Raw genomic sequence first — 23,333 nt, forward strand, 5'->3', positions numbered from 1 at the left:
GAGGATGTCGTCAGGCCCTCGGCCCGCACCGCTATTGCGCTGGTGTCAACCGGTCGTGCAGGCCGTCCCGTTGAGGGTGAAGGCGCCCGGTGCCGCGCTGTTGCCGGTGTGGTTCGCCTGGTAGCCGATGCTGACGCTCGCTCCTGGTGCGAGCGCCGCGTTGTACGAGGCGTTGCTCGCCGTCACCGCGCCGGAGCCCGGCGTATACGTGGCTCCCCAGCCGTTGGTGATGGTCTGGCCGACGGGCAGGGTGAAGCCGAGCTGCCAGCCGTTGACCGCCGTCGTGCTCGTGTTGGTGATCGTCAGCGAGGCGGTCAGGCCGGTGTTCCAGGCGTCGGTCGTGGCGGTCACCTTGCAGGCGCCGGGCTGGGGCTGGGGTGCGGGGCCGCCGCTGTCCAGTCCGAAGAAGGTGAGGACCCGGGCCGCCATGCCGTTGCTGTAGAGGTTGTGGCCGACGCCCTGGAGGCTGATCGCCTCGACGGGGGCCCGGTCACCGGTGCCGCCGTAGCGGGTGCGGGTCCAGCCGGCCTGGGGCGTGTCCGTGGCGGACGGGGTCTGGCTGACGCCCTGGACGTTCGTCCACTGCTTGATCATCTCCCCGAAGTTCGGGTAGCGCAGAACGTCGTCCTCGGCGCCGTGCCACAGCTGCATACGGGGCCGGGGCCCGGTGTGACCGGGGTACGCGGCGCGGGCGATGTCGCCCCACTCCCGCGCGGTGCGGGTCACGGTGCCCTGTGCGCACGCGCTGTTCCACTCGGAGCCGTCGGTGGTGGCGAAGCAGCCGAAGGGGACGCCGGAGAAGGCGGCGCCGGCGGCGAACACGTCCGGGTAGTCGCCGAGCAGGACGTTGGTCATCATCGCCCCGGAGGAGATGCCGGTGGCGAAGACCCGGCTCGTGTCGGCGTCGTAGGTGCGGGTGACCCAGTCGACCATCGACTTGATGCCGACCGGGTCGCTGCCGCCGTCGCGCCGGAGTGCCTGGGGCGAGGAGACGTCGAAGCACTTGCTGCTGCGGGTGACGGACGGATAGACCACGACGAAGCCGTACCGGTCGGCGAGCGTGTCGTACTCGGTGCCGTTGTACATGTCCGGGCCGGAGCCGGTGCACCAGTGCACGGCCACCACCACCGCCGGATGGGCGGTGACGCTGTCCGGCACGTACAGGTACATGCGCAGGTTGCTGGGGTTGGTGCCGAAGTCGGTGACCTCGGTGAGGGTGGCGGTGGGGACCACGTCGGCGGCCTCGGCGCGGGCGGAGGCCGCGGGTGCGGTGACAAGAAGTGCCGCCAACAGCGGCAGGAGAGCGGCGATCAGCGTCCGGAGCTGTCTTGTCACGTTCGTGCGGATGGGGGTGGGCACGTCCTTGTCCCTTCTGGTCGCGGCTCGTGGACGTGGTGCGGCGGTGGTTCAGCAGGAGCTGTTCCTCTGGGTCAGCAGGCCGAGCTTCCAGGGGAGTCGGGAGTGCAGACGTGCCACCGGTCGCCGTGCCTCGGCGTCCGCGCGGTCCGGAGAAGGGGACGGGGGCGGAAGCACGCCTCGACGCCGAAGGCCGCCGGAGTGGGCGTCGACGCGCCGATCAACGTACGCATAGAGGGAGTCGGCATGGAACTCGCCCTCTCGCAGGGAAAGCGTCCAGAGAGGCATCGTGGCATGGACACGTCCATCATGGAAGCGCTCCCACACCAGCCATCGAGAGAGCCCTCGCCCCCACCAGGACTGACGGATTTCTTCTGCGCAACGCGTTGACTAGAAAGCGCTTGCACCCTACGTTCCGTTCAACAGTGTGACCGAGCTGCCTACATCAGACCCCCACAAGGCCGCACTGTCCGCACGCGGCGTTCAACATGACGCACATCGTTCACCTACACGATCGAATCAGCCCTTCCGAAGGGACGCACCCGCATGCGCACTCTCCCCCCACGTGCACGCCCGCAAAGAACCGCGGTGGCGACAGCCGCCGCAGCAGCAGCACTCGCCACTGCGGCTGTCATGATCCTGCCCACTCCAGCGGGAGCGGCCGAGACCTCGCCGATCGGGTTCGGCGCCGGGACGACCGGCGGCGGCAGCGCCTCGGCGGTCACCGTCTCGACGCTGAACGCGTTCAAGTCGGCGGTGACCGGCAACTCGGCCAAGGTCGTACGGGTCAACGGCCTGATCTCGCTGAGCGGTCAGGTCGACGTCGGCTCCAACACCACGGTGCTGGGCGTGGGTTCCGCGTCCGGGTTCACCGGGGGCGGGCTGCGGCTGAAGAACGTCACGAACATCGTCGTCCGGAACCTGAACATCAGCAGGCCGCTGGCGCCGTCCGACGGCATCACGGTGCAGGCGTCGACGAAGGTGTGGATCGACCACAACTCCTTCTCGGCCGACCGCGATCACGACAAGGACCACTACGACGGTCTGCTGGACATCAATCACGGCTCGGACAACGTGACGGTGTCCTGGAACACCTTCAAGGACCACTTCAAGGGCTCGCTCGTCGGACACAGCGACAACAACGCGAGCGAGGACACCGGGCACCTGAAGGTGACGTACCACCACAACCAGTTCAACAACGTCTACTCGCGCATCCCCAGCCTGCGCTTCGGCACCGGGCACTTCTACAACAACTACGTGGCCGGCGCGGACACCGCCTGCCACTCACGCATGGGCGCCCAGATGCTCGTGGAGAACAACGTCTTCCGCGACACGAAGATCGCCGTCACCACGAACCGCAGCAGCGACGTCGACGGCTACGCCACCCTGCGCGGCAACGATCTCGGTGGAGCCGCGACCGAGATCTCCCAGGCCGGCACCTTCACCACGCCGCCCTACGGCTACACCGCCGAGTCCGCGTCCACCGTCGTCGCCTCGGTCACGGCCGCTGCGGGTGCCGGAAAGATCTGATCACCCTCCAGGAAAAGAAGGATCCACCCCCCAACTGGAAGAAGGCATACGGGACATGACTTCACCAGCAAAGCCCCGCGCCCGCCGGCGCGCACTGACCGGCGGTCTGGCTGCACTCGGGCTCTCGTCTGTCATGATCACGACAGTCGGTGCACCCCCGGCGAGCGCCGCCACCTGGCCCACGCCCACCAGCAGCCAGCCGGTGAGCTCCACGATCTCCGTGTCCGGTGTCCGCGACGGCGGCATGGTCCGCTACTACGGCAGCGGCGACCTGGCCGGCGACGGCCAGGAAGAGGGCCAGGACCCGATCTTCAAGCTGGCCGCCGGCGCGACGCTGAAGAACGTCATCATCGGCGCGCCCGGCGCCGACGGCATCCACTGCGAGGGCAACTGCACTCTGCAGAACGTGTGGTGGGAGGACGTCGGCGAGGACGCCGCCACCTTCCGGGGCGGCTCCACGTACACGGTGACCGGCGGTGGCGCCAAGAAGGCCGCCGACAAGGTCTTCCAGCACAACGGGCCGGGCACGCTGAACATCTCCAACTTCGCCGTCAGCGAGTTCAAGACGCTGTACCGCTCGTGCGGCGACTGCTCCACGCAGTACACGCGCAAGGTCAACCTCAGCAACATCGAGGTGACCGGCACCGGGTCCACGGCGCGCCTCGTCGGCATCAACGTCAACCGGGGCGACGTGGCGACGCTGCGCGGCATCACGATCCTCAACGACGCCGGCCGCAAGGTCATCCCGTGCCAGAAGTACAACAACAACACGGCCGTGGGCACCGGCCCGGACAGCACGAACTGCCTGTACTCCAGCTCGGACATCACCTACAGGTAGGCACCGGCCGCAGACACCCCCCACGGTGAAGGCGGCCGTACGAAGCGTCCCCGCACGGCGCTTCGTACGGCCGCCGCGGTATGTGCGGGCACGCGCGCGCGTTCGCTCTCCACCCACCGGCGTTTTCGGCTACCGGCCGCCACGCGCGCGTGCGTCTTCGGCCGCCTCCTCGCGGTCACGCGCGCGTACGGCGTCGGCCACCTCCCGCCGGTAGTCCGCGTACACGTCCCGCAGCCGCGCGCCCGGCCAGTCGGGCGGGAGGAGTTCGGGTGGCAGCACCGGATCGGCGAGCAGGTGCCGTACGACGGCCGCGAAGGCGGTGAAGCGCGCGGAGGGGTGCCGCGCGCGGGCGACATGGGCGAGCAGGGCGTGACCCGTTCCGCTCCACGTGTCCAGTGGCCACAGGGTCGCGGCGAGCTCGCGCGCGGGGCGGTCGGGGCGGGCCGTGCAGAGCTCGGCGACCTGGCCGAGGTCGTCCGGCAGCGGGCGGAGCAGGTTGGCGGGCCGCAGCCAGACGCCCTCGCGCAGCTCCGCGAGCCGGAGCCGGGTCAACTCGGTGCGCAGTTCCGCCCGTTCGGCCGGGCCTCGACCGGTGGCCGTGACCACGACCATCTCCCAGTCGCCGGCCCAGGACAGGGTCTCGGGGTGGACCGCCTCGTCCTGGCGGCGCTGGCGGTCCAGGAGCCGGTCGCTGAGCCGGTACACGGTGTCCGCCCGCCGCAGGTCTCCGGCCGCCACCATCCGGCTGAGCGCGGCCCGCACCGTGGATCCCGCGATGCCGAACGGCTCCACGCTGCGCACCAAGTCCTTCACCGGCAGCTCGGGCGGATGCAGCCCCAGCAGCAGGCTCAGGACGACCGACCGGGCGGACAGCGGGCGCAGTTCCACGTCGTCGGCCTGCGGTGACGCGTTGTTCGGCATGGCCACGACTGTACGGGGCGGGGTGACGCACCACAGGAGACGTATTACAGGATTGCTACAGTCGCAGCTATGGTGCAACACTGACGCCATGGTCTCGATACTCGCCCAGGAGCCGTCCGGAGCCGCGCACGAGCGGTCGTCCGGGCAGTACGCCACGCACGACGTCACCAACCAGCCCCCGCCCCTGGCCCCCTACGACGCGTCCGAGGACGCGGCCCTCCTCGAAGGGCTGCGCCGTGAGGGCGCCGGGTGGGCCGAGGAGGACATCCGTCGGCTGGGCCGGCGGGCCGGCAGCGCCGAGGCGCAGGAGTGGGGTGAGCAGGCCAACCGCTTCGAGCCCGAACTGCGGACCCACGACCGGTACGGCCATCGCGTCGACGAGGTCGAGTTCCATCCGAGCTGGCACCAGCTGATGCGGGTCGCGGTCGCCGAGGGGCTGGCGGCTGCGCCCTGGGCGGACGAGCGGCCCGGCGCCCATGTCGCCCGGACCGCGGGCGGGCTGGTGTGGGGGCACACCGAGGCCGGGCACGGCTGTCCGACGTCGATGACGTACGCCGCCGTCCCCGTGCTGCGTCGCCGGCCCGAGCTCGCGAAGGTCTACGAGCCCCTGCTGACCAGCCGGGAGTACGACCCGGGGCTGCGTGTGCCGACCGAGAAGCGGGGTCTGCTCGCGGGCATGGGGATGACCGAGAAGCAGGGCGGCTCCGACGTCCGTACGAACACGACCACGGCCTGGCCGAGCGCCGAGCCCGGCGTGTACACGCTGCGTGGGCACAAGTGGTTCACCTCGGCGCCCATGTGCGACGTCTTCCTGGTGCTGGCCCAGGCACCCGGCGGCCTGTCCTGTTTCCTGGTGCCACGCGTCCTGCCCGACGGCAGCCGCAACACCTTCCGGATCCAGCGCCTCAAGGACAAGCTGGGCAACCGTTCCAACGCCTCCTCCGAGCCCGAGTTCGACGGGACCGTCGCCTGGCTGGTCGGACCCGAGGGGCGCGGCGTCAAGACGATCATCGAGATGGTCAACTGCACCCGGCTGGACTGCGTGATGTCCTCGGCGACGCTGATGCGCAAGACGCTCGTCGAGGCGGGGCACCATGTGCGCCACCGCAGCGCGTTCGGGGCGCGGCTCATCGACCAGCCGCTGATGCGCAACGTCCTGGCCGACCTCGCGCTGGAGTCCGAGGCCGCGACGACGCTCACGCTGCGGCTGGCCGGTGCGGCGGACCGGACGGTGCGCGGGGAGGACGCGGACGGGGGCGAGGCCGCGTTCCGCCGGATCGCCACCGCCGTCGGCAAGTACTGGGTCACCAAGCGGGGCCCGGCCTTCACCGCGGAGGCCCTGGAGTGCCTGGGCGGCAACGGCTACGTCGAGGACTCGGGCATGCCGCGCCACTACCGCGAGGCTCCGCTGCTGTCGATCTGGGAGGGCTCGGGGAACGTCAACGCCCTCGACGTGCTGCGCGCGTTGGTCAAGGAGCCGGGTACCGCCGAGGCGCTCTTCGCCGAACTCGCCCTGGCCCAGGGTGCGGACACCCGGCTCGACGCGTCCGTCACCCGCCTGAAGAGCCTGCTGTCCACCGGCTCCGAGGCCGGCGCCCGCCGCCTGGTCGAGCTCATGGCCCTGACCCTCCAGGCCTCCCTCCTGGTCCGCCACGCCCCCACGACCGTCGCCGACGCCTTCTGCGCGACGCGCCTGGGCGGCGACTGGGGGCACGCGTTCGGGACGCTGCCGGATGCGGCGGACGTGGACGGGATCCTGGGGCGGGCGCTGCCGGGTGGGGAGTGACGGTGGGGTGGGGTGGCGGGGGTGGCCGTCGCCGCGATGGGATGCTCGGGTGGGGGTTGAGGGATCGGGGACTTGCCGGCGACGTGGGCGACGATCGCCGAGATGAGGTGGCGCGGGTGGTGGAGCCGAGGGGCCGGGGCGTAGTCGGCGGCGCGGACGGTCATTGCCGAGGTGAAATGGCCCAGTGACGGCGACGAGGCATCGGGACGGCGCCCACGACCTGGACGTCCGACGCCAGACTGACGTAACCCTGGTGACGGCGCCACGGATTGGGGCGCGCAACCCGCCGCGTGGTGGCCGGCGCCGAGATGAGCTGACCCTGGTGACGGCGCCGAGGGACCGGTGTCGGCGGAGCCGTTGGTGCGACGGGGCGCCTACGCACCAAGGGTGCACGGCCGGTGTGACGGGCCGCGGATTTGTCAGCGGGTTCGCGGAACGCCTGCCGCAGGCCGATCCACATCAGACCGGCGGCCGGGGCGGCCTCGGCCGCGCGAGCGGGTCCCCGTAGCCGAGGGGGCGGGCCGATCCATTTCAAGCCCGCGTCCGGCGCAGGCCCGGGCCGCGTGAGCGCGTCCCGCCCCATCACGCCGACCGCTCCCCGCCCTCCGCGCCACTCTGCCCAGATCCCTCACCTCGTCGTCCGTCCTTCTCCCCCCCCAGCCCTCACTTCGCCGTCCCCCTGCAGCCCCACAACCCTCACTCCGCCGCCCCCTGCAACCCCTCACCCCGTCGTCCGCCCACCCCACAACGGTCCGAACCGCGCCCACTCATACCCCCACTGATCGATGCGCCGGCTCTCCAGGCGGCTGCGCAGGGCTCGGCCCGCGACGAAGGGGACGGACGCGGCGGACACGCCGGCGAGGCCGCCGACCAGGGCGGCGCGTGAGCGGGCCTCGGACGGAGAGGCGGGCTTGGTCACCAGGCGGCCCTCGGGGTCCGTCCAGACGGTGACCGGTGTGCCGACGCCGCTGCCGGGCCGGACGCGGGCCTGGCCGGTGTGCGTGGAACCGTCCTGCGCGCTCCAGCGGACCTTCGCCCAGATCGTCGCGCCACTCGGCGTGACCGTGCGCGAGTCGGCCGTGCCGGGCGCCTGCTCGGTGAGCAGGGCGACGACCGGCCGCCACTCCACGCGCTCTCTGGCCATGCCCCGCTCGACCGTGCCGGCCGTCGCCAGGCCGGCCAGCACTCCGGCGAGGGCAGTGAGTGCCCAGGCGGCGAGCAGTACCCAGGCCTCCACCGCATCGGCCCGGCGCTTGAGCGGATTGCGCCGCCAACGCCACAGCCACACCTTCGGACCACGGAACGCCATCGAAGGCTTCCTCCTCATGAGCACACGAACATGCCGGACCGACCGCTCTTCCATACGGGAGACGGCAGCCGGTTGCTCACGGCACGCACCCTCGGAGTCGAGCGTCACACGGACCCGGCGGCCCGCGCGGCAGACTTCGCGAAAATGCCCCGCGGCTCCCGGCCGCGAGCTATCCTCGCCGCTCTGACCTGCGATGGAGGCCTTTGCAGGGGTGACTGTCAGTGCCGGGGTGCAGACTGGCCGGTGTTCGGGACAACGACGTCGCGGAGGTGATCGGCATGACCGAGGTACTGCTCGCCGTGGGCACGCGCAAAGGCCTGTTCATCGGGCGGAGGCGAGGTGGCACCTGGGAGTTCGACGAGAGTCCGTACTTCAACGCGCAGGCCGTGTACTCGGTCGCCATCGACACCCGGGGTGAGCGTCCGCGGCTGCTGGCCGGCGGCGACAGCGCGCACTGGGGCCCGTCAGTGTTCCACTCCGACGACCTCGGGCACACCTGGACCGAACCGGCGCGGCCGGCCGTCAAGTTCCCGAAGGACACGGAGACCTCCCTGGAGCGGGTCTGGCAACTGCACCCGGCGGCCGCGGAGCCGGACGTGGTCTACGCGGGCACGGAACCTGCCGCGCTGTACCGCTCGGAGGACCGCGGCGAGACCTTCGACCTGGTCCGCCCGCTGTGGGAACACCCGACGCGGTCGAAGTGGGTGCCGGGCGGCGGCGGTGAGGGCCTGCACACCGTGATCACGGACAAGCGCGACCCGAAGGCCGTGACGGTCGCCGTCTCCACGGCCGGGGTGTTCAAGACCGCCGACGGAGGCGCGAGCTGGGCTCCCTCCAACTCCGGTGTCTCCGCGGTGTTCCTGCCGGATCCCAACCCGGAGTTCGGCCAGTGCGTGCACAAGATCGCGCAGGACGCGACGACTCCTGACCGTCTCTATCTGCAGAACCACTGGGGCGTGTACCGCAGCGACGACGCGGGCGCGCACTGGACGGACATCGGCGAGGGCCTGCCGTCCACCTTCGGCTTCGCTGCCGCCGCCCACCCCCACCGCGGCGGGACGGCGTACGTCTTCCCGATCAACGCCGACTCCGACCGTGTACCGGCGGACCATCGATGTCGCGTGTTCCGTACGGCGGACGCGGGCAAGACCTGGGAGCCGCTGTCGACGGGCCTGCCGCAGGAGGACCACTACGGCACGGTGCTGCGCGATGCCATGTGCACGGACGACGCGGACCCGGCGGGCGTGTACTTCGGCAACCGCAACGGCGAGGTGTTCGCGTCGGCCGACGACGGCGACAGCTGGCAGCAGTTGGCGTCGCATCTGCCGGACGTGCTGTGCGTGCGGGCCGCGGTGACCGGATGAGCCGTCAGGGCTTACGGGCCGGCCTTGGCCACTGGTTGATCGCCACTGTCCGTACGGCAGTAGGGTGACGCCCGTGGCACCACGACCCTTGCATGAAATCGTCGAACCGGGCTGGGCGAAGGCCCTGGAACCCGTTGCCGAACGGATCGCCTCGATGGGCGACTTCCTGCGCGCGGAGATCGGCGCGGGACGCACCTATCTGCCGGCCGGGCCGAACGTCCTGCGGGCCTTCCAGCAGCCCTTCGACGACGTGCGGGTCCTGATCGTCGGACAGGACCCGTACCCGACACCGGGACATGCCGTGGGGCTGTCGTTCTCGGTGGCGCCCGACGTGCGTCCGCTGCCCGGCAGCCTCATCAACATCTACCGGGAGCTGAACACCGACCTTGGGCTGCCGCAGCCGTCCAACGGCGATCTGACGCCGTGGACCCAGCAGGGTGTGCTGCTGCTCAACAGGGCGCTCACCACGGCCCCGCGCAAACCGGCCGCCCACCGCGGCAAGGGCTGGGAGGAGGTCACCGAGCAGGCCATTCGCGCACTGGCCGGACGCGGCAAGCCGCTGGTGTCCATCCTCTGGGGGCGCGACGCCCGCAACCTCCGCCCCCTGCTCGGCAACCTCCCGTCGGTCGAGTCCGCGCACCCCTCCCCCATGTCCGCCGACCGCGGCTTCTTCGGCTCCCGCCCGTTCAGCCGGGCCAACGACCTGCTGATCCGGCAGGGAGGACAGCCGGTGGACTGGCGCCTGCCGTGACCGAGCCCTCCGGGTTCCTCGCCGTCGACTCCGGTGGGTCCGGGCTGCGCGTCGTCATCGGGACGGTGGCCCGGGGTGTGCTGGCCCGCCGGGAGTCACGCGATCCGGTGCGTATCGGGGACCGGGGCATCGACCCCGGGCATCTGATGGAGCAACTGGTGCCCATGGTGCGGTCGTCGGTCGCCGAGGCCGGTGTCGACCGGCTGGGGGCGGCCGTGATCGGGGCCGCCGGGCTCGCCTCGCTGGGTGACGCCCTGCGCGCCGAGCTTCCGGCCGCGCTGGGGCGGGAGTTCGGCATCGGGCGGGTCGCTCTCGTCGCCGATGCCGTCACCGCGTATGTCGGCGCCCTCGGGTCCCGGCCGGGTGCCGTCGTCGCCGCCGGTACGGGGCTGATCGCGATGGGCACGGATCTGACGCGCTGGAACCGTGCCGACGGCTGGGGGCATCTGCTCGGCGACTGCGGCAGCGGTGCCTGGATCGGTCGGGCGGGGCTGGAGGCGGCGCTGCGCGCGTACGACGGGCGCAGCGGTGGGTCGGCCGGGCTGCTGGCCCGCGCCGAGGAACTGTTCGGCCCGATCCGGGGGCTGCCGGGCAAGCTGTATCCGCGCCCGGACCGCCCCGCTGTCCTTGCCTCCTTCGCTCCCCACGTGGCCGCCGGCGCCGACGCCGACCCGGTCGCCGCGGACATCCTGCGCGCCGCCGCTCGGCACATGGCCGAGTCCGCGGCGGCTGTGTGCCCCGGCACCGGAGAGCCCCAAGTCGCGCTCACCGGCGGCCTGTTCAAGATGGGCGACCCTCTTGTCGTACCTCTGGACGAGGAGTTGGCGAAGCGGCTGCCGCACGCACGGCGGGTGCCGGCCGCCGGGGATCCGTTGCTGGGGTCGGTGCGGATCGCGACCGATCTGGCGACGGACGCGCTCGCTCTGCCGAGTGACGAGAGGCTGCTCTGCGTGGTGGCAGAAAGCCGGTGACACAAAAGGGGGACTGATCCCCCACGCCGTTCGGTTCCGCACTGCAGGTAACTCAATCAGACAAAAGCGGACGGATACCGCTCACCTGCACCCTCCCCGAACAGGGGAGCCCAAGAAGCCAGTAACATGCGTCGCCATGAGCTCCCCCACTGGGCCCGCGTCCGGCCTGCCAGTACGAATGCCGCGACCTCGTCAGCCCGGGCGGCACCGCCGACCCGAGCCCCTGGCGGCTCCCGAGGGCGCGCCCGCGCTCGTTCTAGCGGTGCCGGGCACGCCGAGCGCCGCCACCCGTGGCCTCGCCGAGGAGGTCGTGAGCATCGCCCGCTCCGAACTTCCCGGTCTCGACGCCCGGATCGGGTACGTCGACGGTGACGACGCGGAGTTCCCCACGATCCAGGCCGTGCTCGTGCACGCCGCGGAGGAGCGCACCGCCCGCTACGAGCAGGCGCTCGCCGCAGGCGTGGAGGTCAAGGAGCCGGAGGGCCCCGTCGCCGTAGTGGTGCCGCTGCTGGCCGGCCCGGACAACGCGCTGCTGCGCGTCATCCGCCAGGCCGTGATGGACAGCCGGGTCGCGGCCGACCTGACCGACGTGCTGGGCCCGCACCCGCTGCTGGCCGAGGCGCTGCACGTGCGCCTGTCGGAGGCCGGTCTGGCCCGCGCCGACCGTGCCCGTCTGTTCACCGTGGCGACCGCCGCGGACGGCATCGTCCTGGCCTCGGTCGGTGGCGAGGAAGCCGTGCAGGCGGCCGGGATCACCGGCATGCTGCTCGCCGCGCGCCTGGCCGTGCCGGTGATGGCGGCGGCCCTGGACCAGGACGGCTCTATCTCGGCGGTGGCCGAGCAGCTGCGGTCCTCGGGCTCGCAGCAGCTGGCGCTGGCGCCGTACCTGATAGGGCCGGAGATCGACCCGAGCCTGATCGCGGAGGCCGCGCAGGAGGCGGGCTGCTCCGCCGCCGAGGCGCTCGGCCCGTACCCGGCGATCGGCAAGCTCGCCCTGTCCAAGTACACGACGGCGCTGGGTATCGCCCCGCAGCAGCCGCAGGGCACGCCGGTCCGCTGACGCCGGGCCGCAGCCGCAGCCGCACACGTATCGCCGAAGGCCCGCTCCTCATCGGGGAGCGGGCCTTCGGCGTACGGTCATGCCCGGCCCGTCTCCGGGCCGATGACCACGCAGGACGCTGCGGGGGCCTCGATGGAGCCCTCGTAGCGCGGGAGGCCCCGGTCCGGGTCCAGGGCGAACCAGGACACGTCACCGGAGCGTTCGTTCGCGACGTACAGGAACCCTCCCGCCTCGGTGATCGCGCGCGGCCAGTGCCCGGCGCAGGTCACCGTCCCGGTCAGCCGCAGTTCGTCGCCCTCGACGACGAACGTGGACAGCACGTCCTCGCCGCGTGTCGCGGTCCACACGAAGCGCCCGTCGGGCGAGGCGACGATCCCCGAGGGATAGGCGTCGCCGGCCGGAGCCCCTGGCAGGACCGGCGTCTCCACCAGGGGTTTCAGCGTGCCGTCGTCGGCGTCCCAGTGGCAGACGGTGACGGTGGGGGTGAGTTCGTTGAGGACGTAGGCGTAGCTGCCGTACGGGTGGAAGGCCAGGTGGCGAGGCCCGGAGCCCGGCCGCAGGGCGATCTCCCGGTGCAGGTCGAGCGGGCCGTCGGCCAGGGTGCACACCCGTACCGAGTCGGTGCCGAGGTCGATGCTCACGGCCCAGCGGCCACTTGGGTCGGGCAGCACCTGGTGGGCGTGCGGGCCCTGCTGGCGGGGCGTGTGCGGGCCGGAGCCGGTGTGGCGCAGGACGGCGGACGGGACGTCCGCGAGGGTGCCGTCGGCGCGGACGCGGACGGCGCTGACGCTGCCGGAGCCGTAGTTGGCGGTCAGGACGTGGCCGGCGAACAGGCTGAGGTGCACGGGCCCGCTGCCGCCCACCGGCACCGGCGGCCCGAGCGGCTCCGGCGTGTGTCCGGTCACGCGGTACGCGGCCACCGCGCCCTCGGCCGTCTCACTGACGGCGTAGAGCGTGTCGCCGCCCGGCGACAGGGCCAGGTAGGCGGGGTCGGGCAGGTCGTCCACGCCGCTCAGGACGGTCAGCGCCCCGCTGCCCCCGTCCACGGCGGCCGTGATGATGCCCTGGCCACCGGCCGCCGTGAACGACCCGATGTAGGCCCGCCCTCGCCGTCTGTCGACGTCTGCCACCGTTGTCCCCTTCCGGTCGAGTGCCGTCCGGGGCGACGTTAGCAGTGGATCAGTATCGGTCTAGACCAAGAATCCCGTGCCGCAGGGAGAGTTCTGTACGCACACCCCACCGAGCTCACCCAGCAGGCTCACCCGCGGGCCGCTCCCGCGCGGCTCGCGAGGTCCGTGACGTCCGATGGCGCGGAGTTACCCGGCGATGCGGCTGATCCACCCTCCGGATGGCCGATAAAGCGACTTGTCCATACGGGTGGGTCAGGAGAGCCAGTCGCTGTAGCGGGTGGGAGCGAGGTGGGCCTCCTTGTCGGTGAGCACGTCGCCCTTGACGACGGCGAACATGCCGGCCGTGGGGTCGGTGACGACCGTGCGGCTGTCGCCCTTGTGGGACAGCGTGATCCGGCCCAGCTCGTCCAGGGCGAAGATCTCGGGGCCGCCGATGTCGCGGATGCCGTTGAGCGGGGTACCGACGGCGACCTTCGCCACCGCCTCGGCCACGTCCCTGGCGGCGATCGGCTGGATCGGCGTGGCGGGCAGCCGGACGGTGTCGCCGTCGGCGGTCCAGGACATGACGGCGTCGATGAACTCCATGAACTGCGTCGCCCGGACGATCGAGTAGGGGACCGGCCCGGCCGCGAGGACGGTCTCCTGGAGCGCCTTGGCCCGGTAGTAGTCCAGCTCCGGCACCTGGTCCACGCCGACGATCGAGAGGATGACGAAGTGGGCCGCGCCGGCCTTGTGGGCCGCGGCCAGGAGGTTGTCCATCGAGGTCCGGAAGAAGGCCAGGGAGGCTTCGTCGAAGGTCGGGGAGTTCGTCAGGTTGACGACGACCTCGGCTCCCGCGACCGCCTCGTCCACCCCCTGGCCGCCGATGACGTCGACCCCGGTGGACTTCGCGTGCGGCACCGCCTCGTGCCCGGCGGCGTTCAGGATGCTGACGACCTGGGAGCCGATCAGTCCGGTACCGCCGATGACTGCGAGCTTCATGGCATGCCTTTCGTTGCGGTTATCTGCCGAAGGTGGCGTGAGAGCCACCGCGCGGGCGCGGCGGGAGGCAGCGCCCCGGTCGACCGAAGGCGGGCGGTCCTACCCACCATCGACGAACGCGAGCGTCTCGTCGAGCGGAGACCGTCCGGTGCGGGCGTGGTCCACGGTGGTGTCCTCGAACCTGATCGACATCCCGCGGAAGAGCATCTGCAGGTCCATGCCGACGTCGGACCACTGGGCCCGGCCCAGGTCGCGGTCGATGTAGCAGAACAGCGCGGCCGGGGCGCCGAAGCACTCCCCGTTCGCGGAGGATGCCCGCCGGCGGGCCTCGATGTCCTCGCCCGGGCACTGCTCGTACTCCGGCTCTCCCCAGGGGTCGCCCGCGGCCAGGCGTTCGCCGGCGCGCTTCTTGAGCTCGGCCAGGGGCGCTGGTCAGCACGGGGGCGTGCCAGGGCTGGAGGTTCGACGCGGAGGGCGCCCAGGCGGCGGACAGGACGCGTTCGAGCACCTCCCCCGGGACCTCCCGGTCGGTGAAGCCGCGGACCGCTCTTCGGCTGGTGACCGCCGAGGCCGTCCTCGGGCGCACGCTCGGCCCGGACCTCGACTTCGTCGTCCCGGAGCTCACCATGGCGCCCCGCAACCCGGCCATCTCAGAGCTGGTCCCGCTCTACGAGGCCTCCCGCAGGCGCGCCTTCGAGGACGCGGCCGCCAAGGCCAAGGAACTCGCGCAGCGCCAGGCCGCTCAGCCCTGGGCCGAATCAGCCCCGAGCCGAAGACCCACGGCGCGACCGCGCGTCGGACAAACGTCGTGCGGGCGCGCTCACGCCTCGCCGTCCGCGGCGGGATGGGCGAACCGGGTCAGCAGATCCATCAGTTCGGTCTCGCCGGGCGCCAGTCCGGCGACGAGCCCCTCCGCCGGCGGTTCCGCCGCCGCATGAGCCGTCTCGAAGAGTTCGAGCCCCGTGGGCGTGATCTCCACCGACCGCGCCCGCCGGTCCCCGGGGACGGCCTTGCGGACGGCCAGCCCCTTGCGTTCCGGGTCGTCGACGACCCGCATGCTCCCGGCCTTGTCCGAGCCGGTCGCCGCCGCCAGGTCCCGCTGCACCGTGGGTCCCTGGTTGACCAGCACGATCAGCACGGCGAAATGCCGCAGCCCGACACCCAGCGGCCGGAGCGCCTCGCTCATCACCGCGGCCGCGCGCCAGTGCGCCCGGCGCAGCAGCAGCCCGAGAGCGAACGGCGAGGCGTCACCGGGACGGTCGGTGGCACGCGCGGCGGGGGCGGGGACATCGGCGGTCATGAGGTCGCCGTACCGCCGCCTGCTCGATCGATACGGTATCGGCTGAAACCGATGGCCCGCGCAATGGCGGAAGCCCTACGGCTGCTGCGCCACGAGCCGTGAACCGGAACCGGACGGTGTGCGCAGCGGCTGGGCCAGTTCGGCCAGCGCCCGCTCCAGCCCGTGCAGATGGGCCAGCGCGGGGTCCGACACGGCCGGCTGCGTGGTCGGGGCGGTGACGTCGGTGCCGCCGGTGAGGGCCTCGACCGCGGCCTCCACACGCCAGCACGCGGCGGCCAGCCGGGCGTCGTGCGAGGCCTCCGGATCGGCGGCGACGGCGACCAGGCCGCGGATCTCGCGGGCGCATTCGTCGAGCAGGGCCAGGACCTGTCGAGCGCGCCGCTTGCGGGCCGGCATCGGGTTCAGCGGGTGCACGAGGGGGGCGACCGAGAGCCGTACCCGGGCCAGCAGCTGCTCCAGGTCGGCCACCCGCGAGGCCGGGTCGGCACTCTCGTCACCGGCGAGGCGGGCGGCGGCCTCGGCGGTGGCCGCGTGGACGCAGCGCAGAGCGCGCTGGATCCAGGCGTCGGTGACGGTGTGGGTGGTGACGGGCAGGACGAACAGCACGGCCAGCACGGCGCCGACCGCACCGACGCCGGTCTCGGCGAGCCGCAGCGCCAGCAGGGCGGGATCGAGGACGCCGAGGAGGCCGTAGAGGAGCTCGGCGAGCACCGTGACGCAGAGCATCATCCAGGTGTAGGAGACGGCGGCGGTGTAGAAGATGCCGAAGACACAGACGGCGAGGAGCACGGCCGTCGGGACACCCGCTCCCTGCAGCGGCACGGCGACGAGCAGACCGAGCCCGATACCGATCACCGTGCCGAGGACCCGGCGGAAGCCGCGGACCAGGGTCTCGCCGCGCGAAGTGGTGTTGACGAAGATCCACCAGGTGGCGCCGACGGCCCAGTACCAGCGCTGCCCGGACACCAGCTGGCCCACGACCAGGGCGAAGGCCGCGCCGGCGGTGGCCTGGATCGCCTGGCGCGTGGTCACGCGGGCCAGTCCGCTGCCACCCGGCGGTGCGGGTACCGGTGCCGGGGGCATCCGGCGCTCGTAGCACCACAGCCCGAAGCGCACCGCCGACGCGGTGAGCAGGGACAGCAGGACGGCGGCGTAGAGCTCGGGGAGCTGCCCCGAGGTCGCCTGGAGGAACTGCGCCACGAAGAAGGTCATGAACGCGAACACGCCGAGGCTGTGCCCGCGCGGCCCCCAGCGGCGGGCGTACACACCGGCGCCGATCACGGCGAGGAAGGTGAGGTCGCGGGCGACCGGGTGGTCGTGCAGCTCGGCCGCCGCCGCGAGGACGGGGAGGCCGACGAGGGGCAGCAGGGCGGTGGTGAGCGCCTGGCCGCGGACGGTGGCGTCGGTGACCGTGAACAGGGCGAGCAGCGCGGCGAGACCGCCGGTGACGGCGCCGACGAGGGAGTGTCCGGCCATGGCACAGACGACGACCGCGAGCCCGATGCCGAGGACGGCCCGCACGGCGAAGCGCAGCCGCGCCCGCCCCGGGTCCGGCGCCGCGAACACCCTCTTCAACACTGCTCTCCGCCCCTTCGCACCGGCATGAAAAAGGCGCCGCGGGGGTCCGCAGCGCCATCGACCGGTCCATTGCAGCATCACCGGGGATACTGGCTCAAGTGGCACCCAATATGCTGGGCCATTGGCACAGACATACCGGTCCCGGCTCGCCCATCAGCGAGCCAACGGACCACAAGCGCGGAAAGGCCGGACCCCATGGCCGTGGACGAGCTCGACACCCGCATCCTGCGGCTGCTCCTGGAGCAGCCCCGCACCAGCGTGCGTGAGTACGCCCGCATCCTCGGCGTCGCGCGCGGCACGCTCCAGGCGAGGCTCGACCGGCTGGAACGGGACGGCGTGGTCACCGGCACCGGGCCCACCCTCTCCCCCGCCGCCCTCGGCCATCCGGTGCTGGCCTTCGTGCACATCGAGGTCACCCAGGGCCACCTCGACGACGTGGGCGACGCACTGGCCGCCGTACCGGAGATCGTCGAGGCCTTCTCGATCACGGGCGGCGGGGATCTGCTGACCCGCGTGGTGGCCCGCGACAACGCCCACCTGGAGGACGTGATCCAGAAGCTGATCAGCCTGCCCGGCGTGGTCCGCACCCGCTCCGAGGTGGCCCTGCGCGAGCGCGTCCCGCACCGCCTGCTTCCGTTGGTGGAGTCGATCGGGCGGGCGGCGGCCCGGAGATGACCTTTGACATGCTGGGGCCATGAGCGGTCTCGGCGGCACTTCGGTCATCTTCGATCTCGACGGAACACTCGTGGACAGCGAGCCCAACTACTTCGAGGCGGGCCGCGACACCCTGGCCGAGCACGGGGTTCCCGGCTTCACCTGGGCGGATCACGAGCGGTACGTCGGTATCAGCACGCTGGAGACGGTCACGCTCTGGAAGCGGGAGTACGGTCTGCGGGCCTCCGTCGACGAGCTGCTCGCCGCCAAGAACCGTCGCTATCTGGAACTCGCCCGCACCTCCACGCGCGCGTACCCGCAGATGCGCGAGTTCGTGGAACTGCTGGCGAGCGAGGGTGTCCCGATGGGCGTGGCGTCGGGCTCGTCGCCCGAGGCCATCACGGCGATCCTGGCCGGCACGGGCCTGGACGCCCATCTGCGCACCGTCGTCTCGGCCGACGAGGTCGACCGCGGCAAGCCCGCTCCCGACGTCTTCCTGGAGGCGGCCCGCCGACTGGGCGCCGTACCGGGCGACTGCGTGGTCCTGGAGGACGCGGCCCCCGGCGCCGCCGCGGCCCACGCGGCCGGGATGCGGTGCATCGCGATCCCGTACGTGGCCGCGCAGGCCGATGCCCCGGAGTTCGCGACGGCCGATCTCCTACTGCGGGGCGGTCAGGGGGAGTTCACGGCGCGTGCGGCGTACGACTGGCTCCTGAACTGACCGGAATCAAACGCTCCAGGCCCATTGACCCCTACTCTCCTCACCCCTATCGTCCGGTCGACCATCCGCACGCTGTTCGTAATACCGAACGGACGTCCCCCCGCGTGGAGGAGCACACATGGCAGAGCCCCTCTCCAGACGATCCCTTCTGCAAGCCGCGGCGCTCGCGGCGGCGACCCCGACGGCCTCGCTCGCCGCACCAGGCCGGGCCTCGGCCGCCGTCGAGGCACCGCAGGCGCTGGTCACGCGAGTGCGGTCCACCGTGAACGCATGGGTGAGCGCGGGTCTGCTGAGCCAGACCGACGGGGCGACGGTGGTGCGTACGGCGGAGCAGGCCACGTACGCCTCCTGAGCCGCCGGCGTCAGCCGTCCAGCCATCCAGCCGTCCAGCCGTCCAGCCGTCCAGCCGTCCAAGGGCCCCGGGAGCGTATCCAGGGCCCTGCCGGTCTCAGCGGTTGCGGGGCTTGCCCCGCCGGGTGCCCTTGGCGCCCTTCGTGCCCTTCGTGCCCTTGGCTCCGCCGGAGCCGCCGCGCCCGCTCCGGCCGCCGGCTGCGGGCTGCCGCCGTGCGCTGCCGCCGCCCTCGGGGCGCCCCCGCTTCGGCTGCTCCTTGGCGGCCGGGGCCTGGGACGTCGTACGACCCCGGGTGCTGTTGACCGTGCGGCCGCGGACGACGCCGATGAAGTCCTCCACCTGGTCGGTGGTGGCGTCCTCGGGCCAGGACAGGGCGACGCTCGACTGGGGGCCGTCCACGAGGGGGCGGTAGGTGAGGTCCTTGCGGTGGTGGAGACGGGCCAGTGACTGGGGCACGACGAGCAGGCCGACGTTCGCCGCGACGAGCTCGACGGCGTCAGCGGTGGTCGCCGGGCGCTCGAAGGCGGGCTCCCCCGGGGGCCGCTCCCAGTCGAGGACGTCGTCGAGGGGGTGGAAGACGACCTCGTCGGCCAGGTCCTCGACGCTCACCTCGTCCACGGCGGCGATGACGTGGTCCTTCGGGACGACGACGACCGTCGTCTCGGTGTAGAGGGGGATCGCGCTGAGGACCGTGCGGTCGACCGGCAGCCGTACGAAACCGGCGTCGGCGTCGCCCGCGCGGAGCACGTCCGGCGCCTCGGCGGCGGTCACCGAGTGCAGGGCGAGGGGGACGTCCGGGAAGCGCTCCTGCCAGACCCGCACCCACTTCGCGGGGGTCACGCCCGGGACGTATGCGAGCCGAAACGAAGGGGGTACTTCCGAGCCTGTCACCTGGCCAGGTTACCGGCCGTGGTCGGTGGCCGTTCACCCAGTCGATACCCTGGGGAGCATGACGTCGCACCAAAGCACCCAGACCATGAAGCCCGCGACCGCGGCGAAGAAGCTGGGTGTGTACCTCGAAGCCACCCCCGCCGAGTTCCGGGAGGGTGTCGTCACGCGCGCCGAGCTGAACGCTCTCCAAGCGGAGCCGCCCCAGTGGCTGCAGGACCTGCGGCGCAACGGCCCGCACCCCCGCCCGGTCGTCGCGCAGAAGCTGGGCGTCTCCATCGCGGGGCTCGCCCGCGGCGGCCTCACCGAGGCACTCACCACCGAGCAGATCGAGGCGCTGAAGCAGGAGCAGCCCGAGTGGCTGCAGAAGGAGCGCGCCACTCAGGCCGAGGTCCGCAAGGAGGCGGCCCGGCTGAAGGCACGGGACGCCGAGCGCTCCTGACCTCATCCGTAGCCGTAGCCGTCGCCGTAGCGTCTCCGGGTGAGGCGAGCCGCCCTCGCGACCCGCCTCACCGCCGGACGGTTCAGTCCGTCACGGAGCGTTCCGGAATCGCCTCCAGGAAGGTGACCGAGGGGATGAAGAACAGGGTTCCGGTGACGGCCTGGGAGTAGTCCAGGATCGGGTCGGGGCCGGATTCCCGGCCGCCCAGGAACATCTTCCGGAGCATGGCCTCCGGTATCTCGGGCGTACGGGCGTAGGCGATGAAGTACGTGCCGAACTCGCCGTGCCCCGGCCGGCCGAACGGCATGGCGCCGCGCAGTATCTCCAGCTCCTCCCCGTCCGGGCCGGTGACCGTGTTCACGTCGATATGGGAGCCGGGTACGTCGAGTTCGATGTTGGTCAGCTTGGAGCGGCCGATCACCTTCTCCTGGGCCTCGACCGCCAAGGCCTCCCAGGCGTCGACGTCGTGCAGGTACTTCTGGACGATCGCGTAGCTTCCGCCCGTGAACGCGGGATCCTCGTCTCCGACGATCGCCGCCTCGGCCGCCGCCTGGCCCACCGGGTTCTCCGTGCCGTCGACGAAGCCGAGGACGTTGCGCGAGTCGAAGTAGGCGAAGGCCTGGACCTCGTCCTGGACGGTGACCGCGTCGCGCAGCCGTTTCATGATCTCCGCGGCCAGGGCGAAGCACAGGTCCGTGCGGGTGGCGCGGATGTGGAACAGCAGGTCGCCCGGGGTCGCGACGGCGTGGTGCCGGGACCCCTCCAGTTCCTGGAACGGATGCAGCTGCGCGGGGCGCGGGCCGCCGAAGAGCCGGTCCCACGCCGCTGACCCCACTCCTGCGACGCAGCACAGGCCGCCGTCGGGGCTCGGGAACCCGACGGCCCGTACGAGTCCCGCGAGCCCGGCGAGCAGATCGAGCGCCTCGGGCTCGCCACCGGGTTTGATCGTGACCACCAGGAAGACGGCAACGGGCGCCGGCGGACTGAGCATTGCTTGTGGCTGTGCTCCGGCCCACCGTATGGACGACGACGGCATGGTTCCCCTCTCACCCTCAAACCCCGCCAACTAACGATGCCCGGCCGAACGGCGAACGATACCCGCCGAATTCCGCACATCCGGCGACTGCGACGGGTGAGGAAGACCGGCTCCGACGCGGGAAAACCCGCATGCGAACAGGCGTATGGGTCTGGGACCATCCCGGCATGGTCCACCGCCTCGAACCCCTGGTCGTCCGGCATGCCCACCGCCTCCCCTGCCCCGCGGGACCCGCCGGGGAAGGCGCCGTCGCGGCACGGCAGTTCGACGCCGCTCTGATCTCCGTGGGCTTCAAGCTCTCGGGCGAGCTGCTGACCCGTCTGTCGGGGCTGCCCGAGGGAACGGTCGTCGACACCGCCGTACGGACGCTGGACACCGTCCGCGAAATGGTCGGCGACCATGTGCGGCACAACGTGTACTTCATCGACTTCCCGGCCAACGTGCCGGACACCTACGACTTCTGGACGCGCTGCATCACCGAGGCGCTCGCCGACGACGCGACGCGCGAGAGCGTGCTGGAGCAGTTGAGCGACGGTGTCGTCGACCTGCTCACCCTGCCGTCGTACGGCCGCTACCAGCACTCCTACACCGAGATGCTCGGCCACCACGAGGAGCTGATCGCGGCGGCGGGCGACCGTATGACGGTGCTGCACGCGGGCGGCGACGCGGGCGCCGAAGTCACCGCCCTGTACCTGGCGTTGGCGGGCAGCAGCACCCCGCTCGGCGAGGACACGCTGCGGGATCTGGAGGTGCTCGCCGAGGCTTGCGTGGGCGGGCCGCAGCCCTCGGAGATCCCGGTCCGGGAGAACCGTGCCGTGATCAACCGAGCCCGACTGCGGACCGGTTCGGAGCCGCTGCTGGACACGGTCACCGATGTGCTGCGGCTGGCCTGCGCGGTGTCGGGCGGTGACGTGACCCTGCTGGAGCCGACACGTTTCCGGGGGCTGTCCCGGCCGGTGCGCCGTGCCCTGCTGGCGGGCCTCGACTCGGTGGTCGCCGCCGCGCCGGCCAAGCTCGCGGACGTCCATGCGCACCGCGAGGAGTTCAAGCGGCTCGGCGAGCGGCTGCACCCGCACGAGTACCCGCAGTGGCCGCACGCCGCCGACGTGTTCGCGGTCGCCCGCGGGGAGAAGAAGGCGCGTTCCCTCGACAGCCTGGTCGAGGAACTGCTCGGGGCGCATGACGTCACCGGCGCGGTGGGGCTTCTCAAGTCCGCGCCGGGCAAGCTGTTCCGGGCCCTGGACCGGCTGCTGCGGATGGCGCTCACGCAGGAGGAGCGGTTCGCGGTCGTGGCCGCCGCCGAGGAGGTCGCCCCGCAGGTCGCCGGACGGGTGCTGCTGTCGGTGCGTGAGCACCTCCACAACCGGGCGAAGGAGACCGGCGAGCGCCGTGTGTTCGTCAACCGTCTCGGCCGTGCCTGGGTCACCGAGGACACCCGTCAGGGGGTCCTGCCGTCCTTTCGGCTGCGCCTGACCACCGTGCTCGACGCGGAGCTGCGGCGCCGTCTGCCGGCTCCGGGTCATCTACTGATCGACCCGGCCGTGCTCGATGTCGCGCTGCCGCTGAGCGGCAAGGCGGTCTCGTCCGGTCTCGGCGTGCTGCCGCGCGGTTCCCTGTCGACGATCGACGGCGAGCTGCTGCGCTTCTTCGTGTACTGGAAGCAGAAGAGCCGCGACACCGACTACGACCTGTCGGCGCTGATGCTGGACAACGACTACCGGACGGTCTCCTGGCTGTCGTACACCAACCTCGCCGAGGTCGACGGCGAGCACTCCGGTGACATCACCGAAGCGCCCGACGGTGCCTCGGAGTTCATCAACGTGCGGCTCGGCGCCGTGCGGGGCACGTTCATCGTGCCGCAGGTCAACCTCTTCTCCGGGGAGGGCTTCGAGGAGGTCGAGGAGTCGTTCTTCGGGTTCATGCTGCGCGAGGGTGAGCAGCAGGGGCGTCCGTTCGAGGCGCGTACCGTGCGGATGAAGTCGGAGCTGCGCGGCCCCGGCCGGGTGGCGCTGCCGCTGGCGTTCCGGCGCGGGGAGGACGGGCAGTGGCGTGCCAAGTGGCTGCACCTGTATCTCAAGGGCAGCCCGGCGGCCAACCGGGTCGAGGGCAACCAGGTGTCGGTGGCGACCCTCCTGCGCGGCATCGTGGAGCGCGAGCAGCTGACGGTGCGCTATCTGACGGGCTTGATGGACGCCGCGACGACAACCCTGTGGGACGGCGAGAAGGTCCCGGACGGCCCGGTCACCTTCATCGGTCTGCAGCGCCCGGACGGGCTGCACCCCGAGTCGCGGATCCTCACTCCCGAAAATCTGCGCGACCTGATCCCTGCGTGAGTGCTAGCGTTCGTCGTGGCGAGGCCATGAAG

21 protein-coding genes and 2 pseudogenes are annotated in these 23,333 nt (G+C 71.9%); 13 read left to right on the forward strand and 10 right to left on the reverse strand.

Going from position 1 to position 23,333, the window contains the following annotated elements; translation table 11 throughout:
* Window positions 1–45 precede the first annotated feature (45 nt).
* Window positions 46–1,359 (reverse strand): extracellular catalytic domain type 1 short-chain-length polyhydroxyalkanoate depolymerase, encoded by a 1,314-nt coding sequence (locus EJ357_RS05390; RefSeq protein WP_228472974.1) that lies wholly within the window; start codon window positions 1,357–1,359, stop codon window positions 46–48.
* 543 nt (window positions 1,360–1,902) lie between these two features.
* Between EJ357_RS05390 and EJ357_RS05395 the strand changes: the two genes are divergently transcribed.
* Complete coding sequence (locus tag EJ357_RS05395) at window positions 1,903–2,886, forward strand: pectate lyase family protein (protein WP_126389143.1); 984 nt, start codon at window positions 1,903–1,905, stop codon at window positions 2,884–2,886.
* A gap of 55 nt (window positions 2,887–2,941) precedes the next feature.
* Window positions 2,942–3,724: a pectate lyase gene (locus EJ357_RS05400; RefSeq protein ID WP_126389145.1), complete on the forward strand. Its 783-nt coding sequence runs from the start codon at window positions 2,942–2,944 to the stop codon at window positions 3,722–3,724.
* A gap of 129 nt (window positions 3,725–3,853) precedes the next feature.
* Here the strand turns inward: EJ357_RS05400 and EJ357_RS05405 are convergent, their stop codons facing one another.
* Entirely contained in the window at window positions 3,854–4,645 is a 792-nt protein-coding gene (locus EJ357_RS05405; RefSeq protein WP_126389147.1) for a PaaX family transcriptional regulator C-terminal domain-containing protein, read from the reverse strand.
* 88 nt (window positions 4,646–4,733) lie between these two features.
* Here EJ357_RS05405 and EJ357_RS05410 point away from each other — a divergent pair, with 88 nt between their 5' ends.
* A complete protein-coding gene (locus tag EJ357_RS05410) occupies window positions 4,734–6,431 on the forward strand; it encodes a DNA alkylation response protein (protein ID WP_126389149.1) in 1,698 nt (565 codons plus the stop codon).
* A gap of 721 nt (window positions 6,432–7,152) precedes the next feature.
* On the opposite strand, the gene EJ357_RS05415 is transcribed toward EJ357_RS05410, so the two are convergent.
* A complete protein-coding gene (locus tag EJ357_RS05415; RefSeq protein ID WP_126389151.1) occupies window positions 7,153–7,740 on the reverse strand; it encodes an Rv1733c family protein in 588 nt (195 codons plus the stop codon).
* A gap of 221 nt (window positions 7,741–7,961) precedes the next feature.
* Here EJ357_RS05415 and EJ357_RS05420 point away from each other — a divergent pair, with 221 nt between their 5' ends.
* The 4 genes from EJ357_RS05420 (at window position 7,962) to EJ357_RS05435 (ending at window position 11,886) form a co-directional block, all read left to right on the forward strand.
* Complete coding sequence (locus tag EJ357_RS05420; RefSeq protein WP_126389153.1) at window positions 7,962–9,104, forward strand: WD40/YVTN/BNR-like repeat-containing protein; 1,143 nt, start codon at window positions 7,962–7,964, stop codon at window positions 9,102–9,104.
* 73 nt (window positions 9,105–9,177) lie between these two features.
* Entirely contained in the window at window positions 9,178–9,855 is a 678-nt protein-coding gene (locus EJ357_RS05425) for a uracil-DNA glycosylase (protein WP_126389155.1), read from the forward strand.
* Window positions 9,852–10,826 carry an N-acetylglucosamine kinase gene (locus EJ357_RS05430; RefSeq protein WP_126389157.1) on the forward strand — a complete coding sequence of 325 codons (975 nt, stop codon included), beginning with the start codon at window positions 9,852–9,854 and terminating at the stop codon, window positions 10,824–10,826. Before EJ357_RS05425 ends, EJ357_RS05430 begins: the two co-directional genes overlap by 4 nt.
* A 136-nt stretch (window positions 10,827–10,962) precedes the next feature.
* Window positions 10,963–11,886, forward strand: coding sequence for a sirohydrochlorin chelatase (locus EJ357_RS05435; RefSeq protein WP_126389159.1), 924 nt, complete (start codon window positions 10,963–10,965; stop codon window positions 11,884–11,886).
* A 77-nt stretch (window positions 11,887–11,963) separates the two neighbouring features.
* Here the strand turns inward: EJ357_RS05435 and EJ357_RS05440 are convergent, their stop codons facing one another.
* The 3 genes and pseudogenes from EJ357_RS05440 to EJ357_RS05450 all read right to left on the reverse strand — a co-directional run bounded on the left by EJ357_RS05440 (window position 11,964) and on the right by EJ357_RS05450 (window position 14,583).
* Window positions 11,964–13,016, reverse strand: a complete 1,053-nt coding sequence (locus tag EJ357_RS05440; RefSeq protein ID WP_126389161.1) for a lactonase family protein — start codon at window positions 13,014–13,016, stop codon at window positions 11,964–11,966.
* Between the two features lie 252 nt (window positions 13,017–13,268).
* Window positions 13,269–13,997, reverse strand: coding sequence for an SDR family oxidoreductase (locus tag EJ357_RS05445; RefSeq protein ID WP_126389163.1), 729 nt, complete (start codon window positions 13,995–13,997; stop codon window positions 13,269–13,271).
* A 99-nt stretch (window positions 13,998–14,096) separates the two neighbouring features.
* Window positions 14,097–14,583, reverse strand: a pseudogene (locus EJ357_RS05450) (nitroreductase family protein).
* On the opposite strand from EJ357_RS05450, the pseudogene EJ357_RS49120 reads away from it, so the two are divergent.
* Window positions 14,501–14,740: pseudogene (locus tag EJ357_RS49120) on the forward strand (FMN-dependent NADH-azoreductase); the annotation flags it as partial. The pseudogenes EJ357_RS05450 and EJ357_RS49120 overlap by 83 nt on opposite strands.
* Window positions 14,741–14,817: 77 nt before the next feature.
* Here EJ357_RS49120 and EJ357_RS05460 read toward each other — a convergent pair.
* Entirely contained in the window at window positions 14,818–15,297 is a 480-nt protein-coding gene (locus tag EJ357_RS05460) for a MarR family winged helix-turn-helix transcriptional regulator (RefSeq protein WP_126389165.1), read from the reverse strand.
* A gap of 75 nt (window positions 15,298–15,372) precedes the next feature.
* Window positions 15,373–16,875, reverse strand: a complete 1,503-nt coding sequence (locus EJ357_RS05465; RefSeq protein WP_126389167.1) for an FUSC family protein — start codon at window positions 16,873–16,875, stop codon at window positions 15,373–15,375.
* A 195-nt stretch (window positions 16,876–17,070) separates the two neighbouring features.
* Here EJ357_RS05465 and EJ357_RS05470 point away from each other — a divergent pair, with 195 nt between their 5' ends.
* The 3 genes from EJ357_RS05470 to EJ357_RS05480 all read left to right on the forward strand — a co-directional run bounded on the left by EJ357_RS05470 (window position 17,071) and on the right by EJ357_RS05480 (window position 18,602).
* Window positions 17,071–17,550, forward strand: coding sequence for an Lrp/AsnC family transcriptional regulator (locus EJ357_RS05470; RefSeq protein WP_126389169.1), 480 nt, complete (start codon window positions 17,071–17,073; stop codon window positions 17,548–17,550).
* Window positions 17,551–17,569: 19 nt separating this feature from the next.
* A complete protein-coding gene (locus EJ357_RS05475; protein WP_126389171.1) occupies window positions 17,570–18,250 on the forward strand; it encodes an HAD family hydrolase in 681 nt (226 codons plus the stop codon).
* Between the two features lie 118 nt (window positions 18,251–18,368).
* Window positions 18,369–18,602 (forward strand): hypothetical protein, encoded by a 234-nt coding sequence (locus EJ357_RS05480; protein ID WP_126389173.1) that lies wholly within the window; start codon window positions 18,369–18,371, stop codon window positions 18,600–18,602.
* Window positions 18,603–18,698: 96 nt separating this feature from the next.
* Here EJ357_RS05480 and EJ357_RS05485 read toward each other — a convergent pair whose 3' ends face one another.
* Window positions 18,699–19,493 (reverse strand): LysR family substrate-binding domain-containing protein, encoded by a 795-nt coding sequence (locus EJ357_RS05485; protein WP_126389175.1) that lies wholly within the window; start codon window positions 19,491–19,493, stop codon window positions 18,699–18,701.
* A 58-nt stretch (window positions 19,494–19,551) separates the two neighbouring features.
* Between EJ357_RS05485 and EJ357_RS05490 the strand changes: the two genes are divergently transcribed.
* Window positions 19,552–19,932 (forward strand): DUF5997 family protein, encoded by a 381-nt coding sequence (locus tag EJ357_RS05490; protein WP_126389177.1) that lies wholly within the window; start codon window positions 19,552–19,554, stop codon window positions 19,930–19,932.
* 82 nt (window positions 19,933–20,014) lie between these two features.
* On the opposite strand, the gene EJ357_RS05495 is transcribed toward EJ357_RS05490, so the two are convergent.
* Window positions 20,015–20,968 carry a Dyp-type peroxidase gene (locus tag EJ357_RS05495; protein WP_126389179.1) on the reverse strand — a complete coding sequence of 318 codons (954 nt, stop codon included), beginning with the start codon at window positions 20,966–20,968 and terminating at the stop codon, window positions 20,015–20,017.
* 167 nt (window positions 20,969–21,135) lie between these two features.
* Here EJ357_RS05495 and EJ357_RS05500 point away from each other — a divergent pair, with 167 nt between their 5' ends.
* Complete coding sequence (locus EJ357_RS05500; protein ID WP_126399212.1) at window positions 21,136–23,301, forward strand: TerD family protein; 2,166 nt, start codon at window positions 21,136–21,138, stop codon at window positions 23,299–23,301.
* Window positions 23,302–23,333: the final 32 nt, after the last annotated feature.

Origin of the sequence: Streptomyces cyaneochromogenes (assembly GCF_003963535.1) — a bacterium.
Classification (GTDB): domain Bacteria; phylum Actinomycetota; class Actinomycetes; order Streptomycetales; family Streptomycetaceae; genus Streptomyces; species Streptomyces shaanxiensis.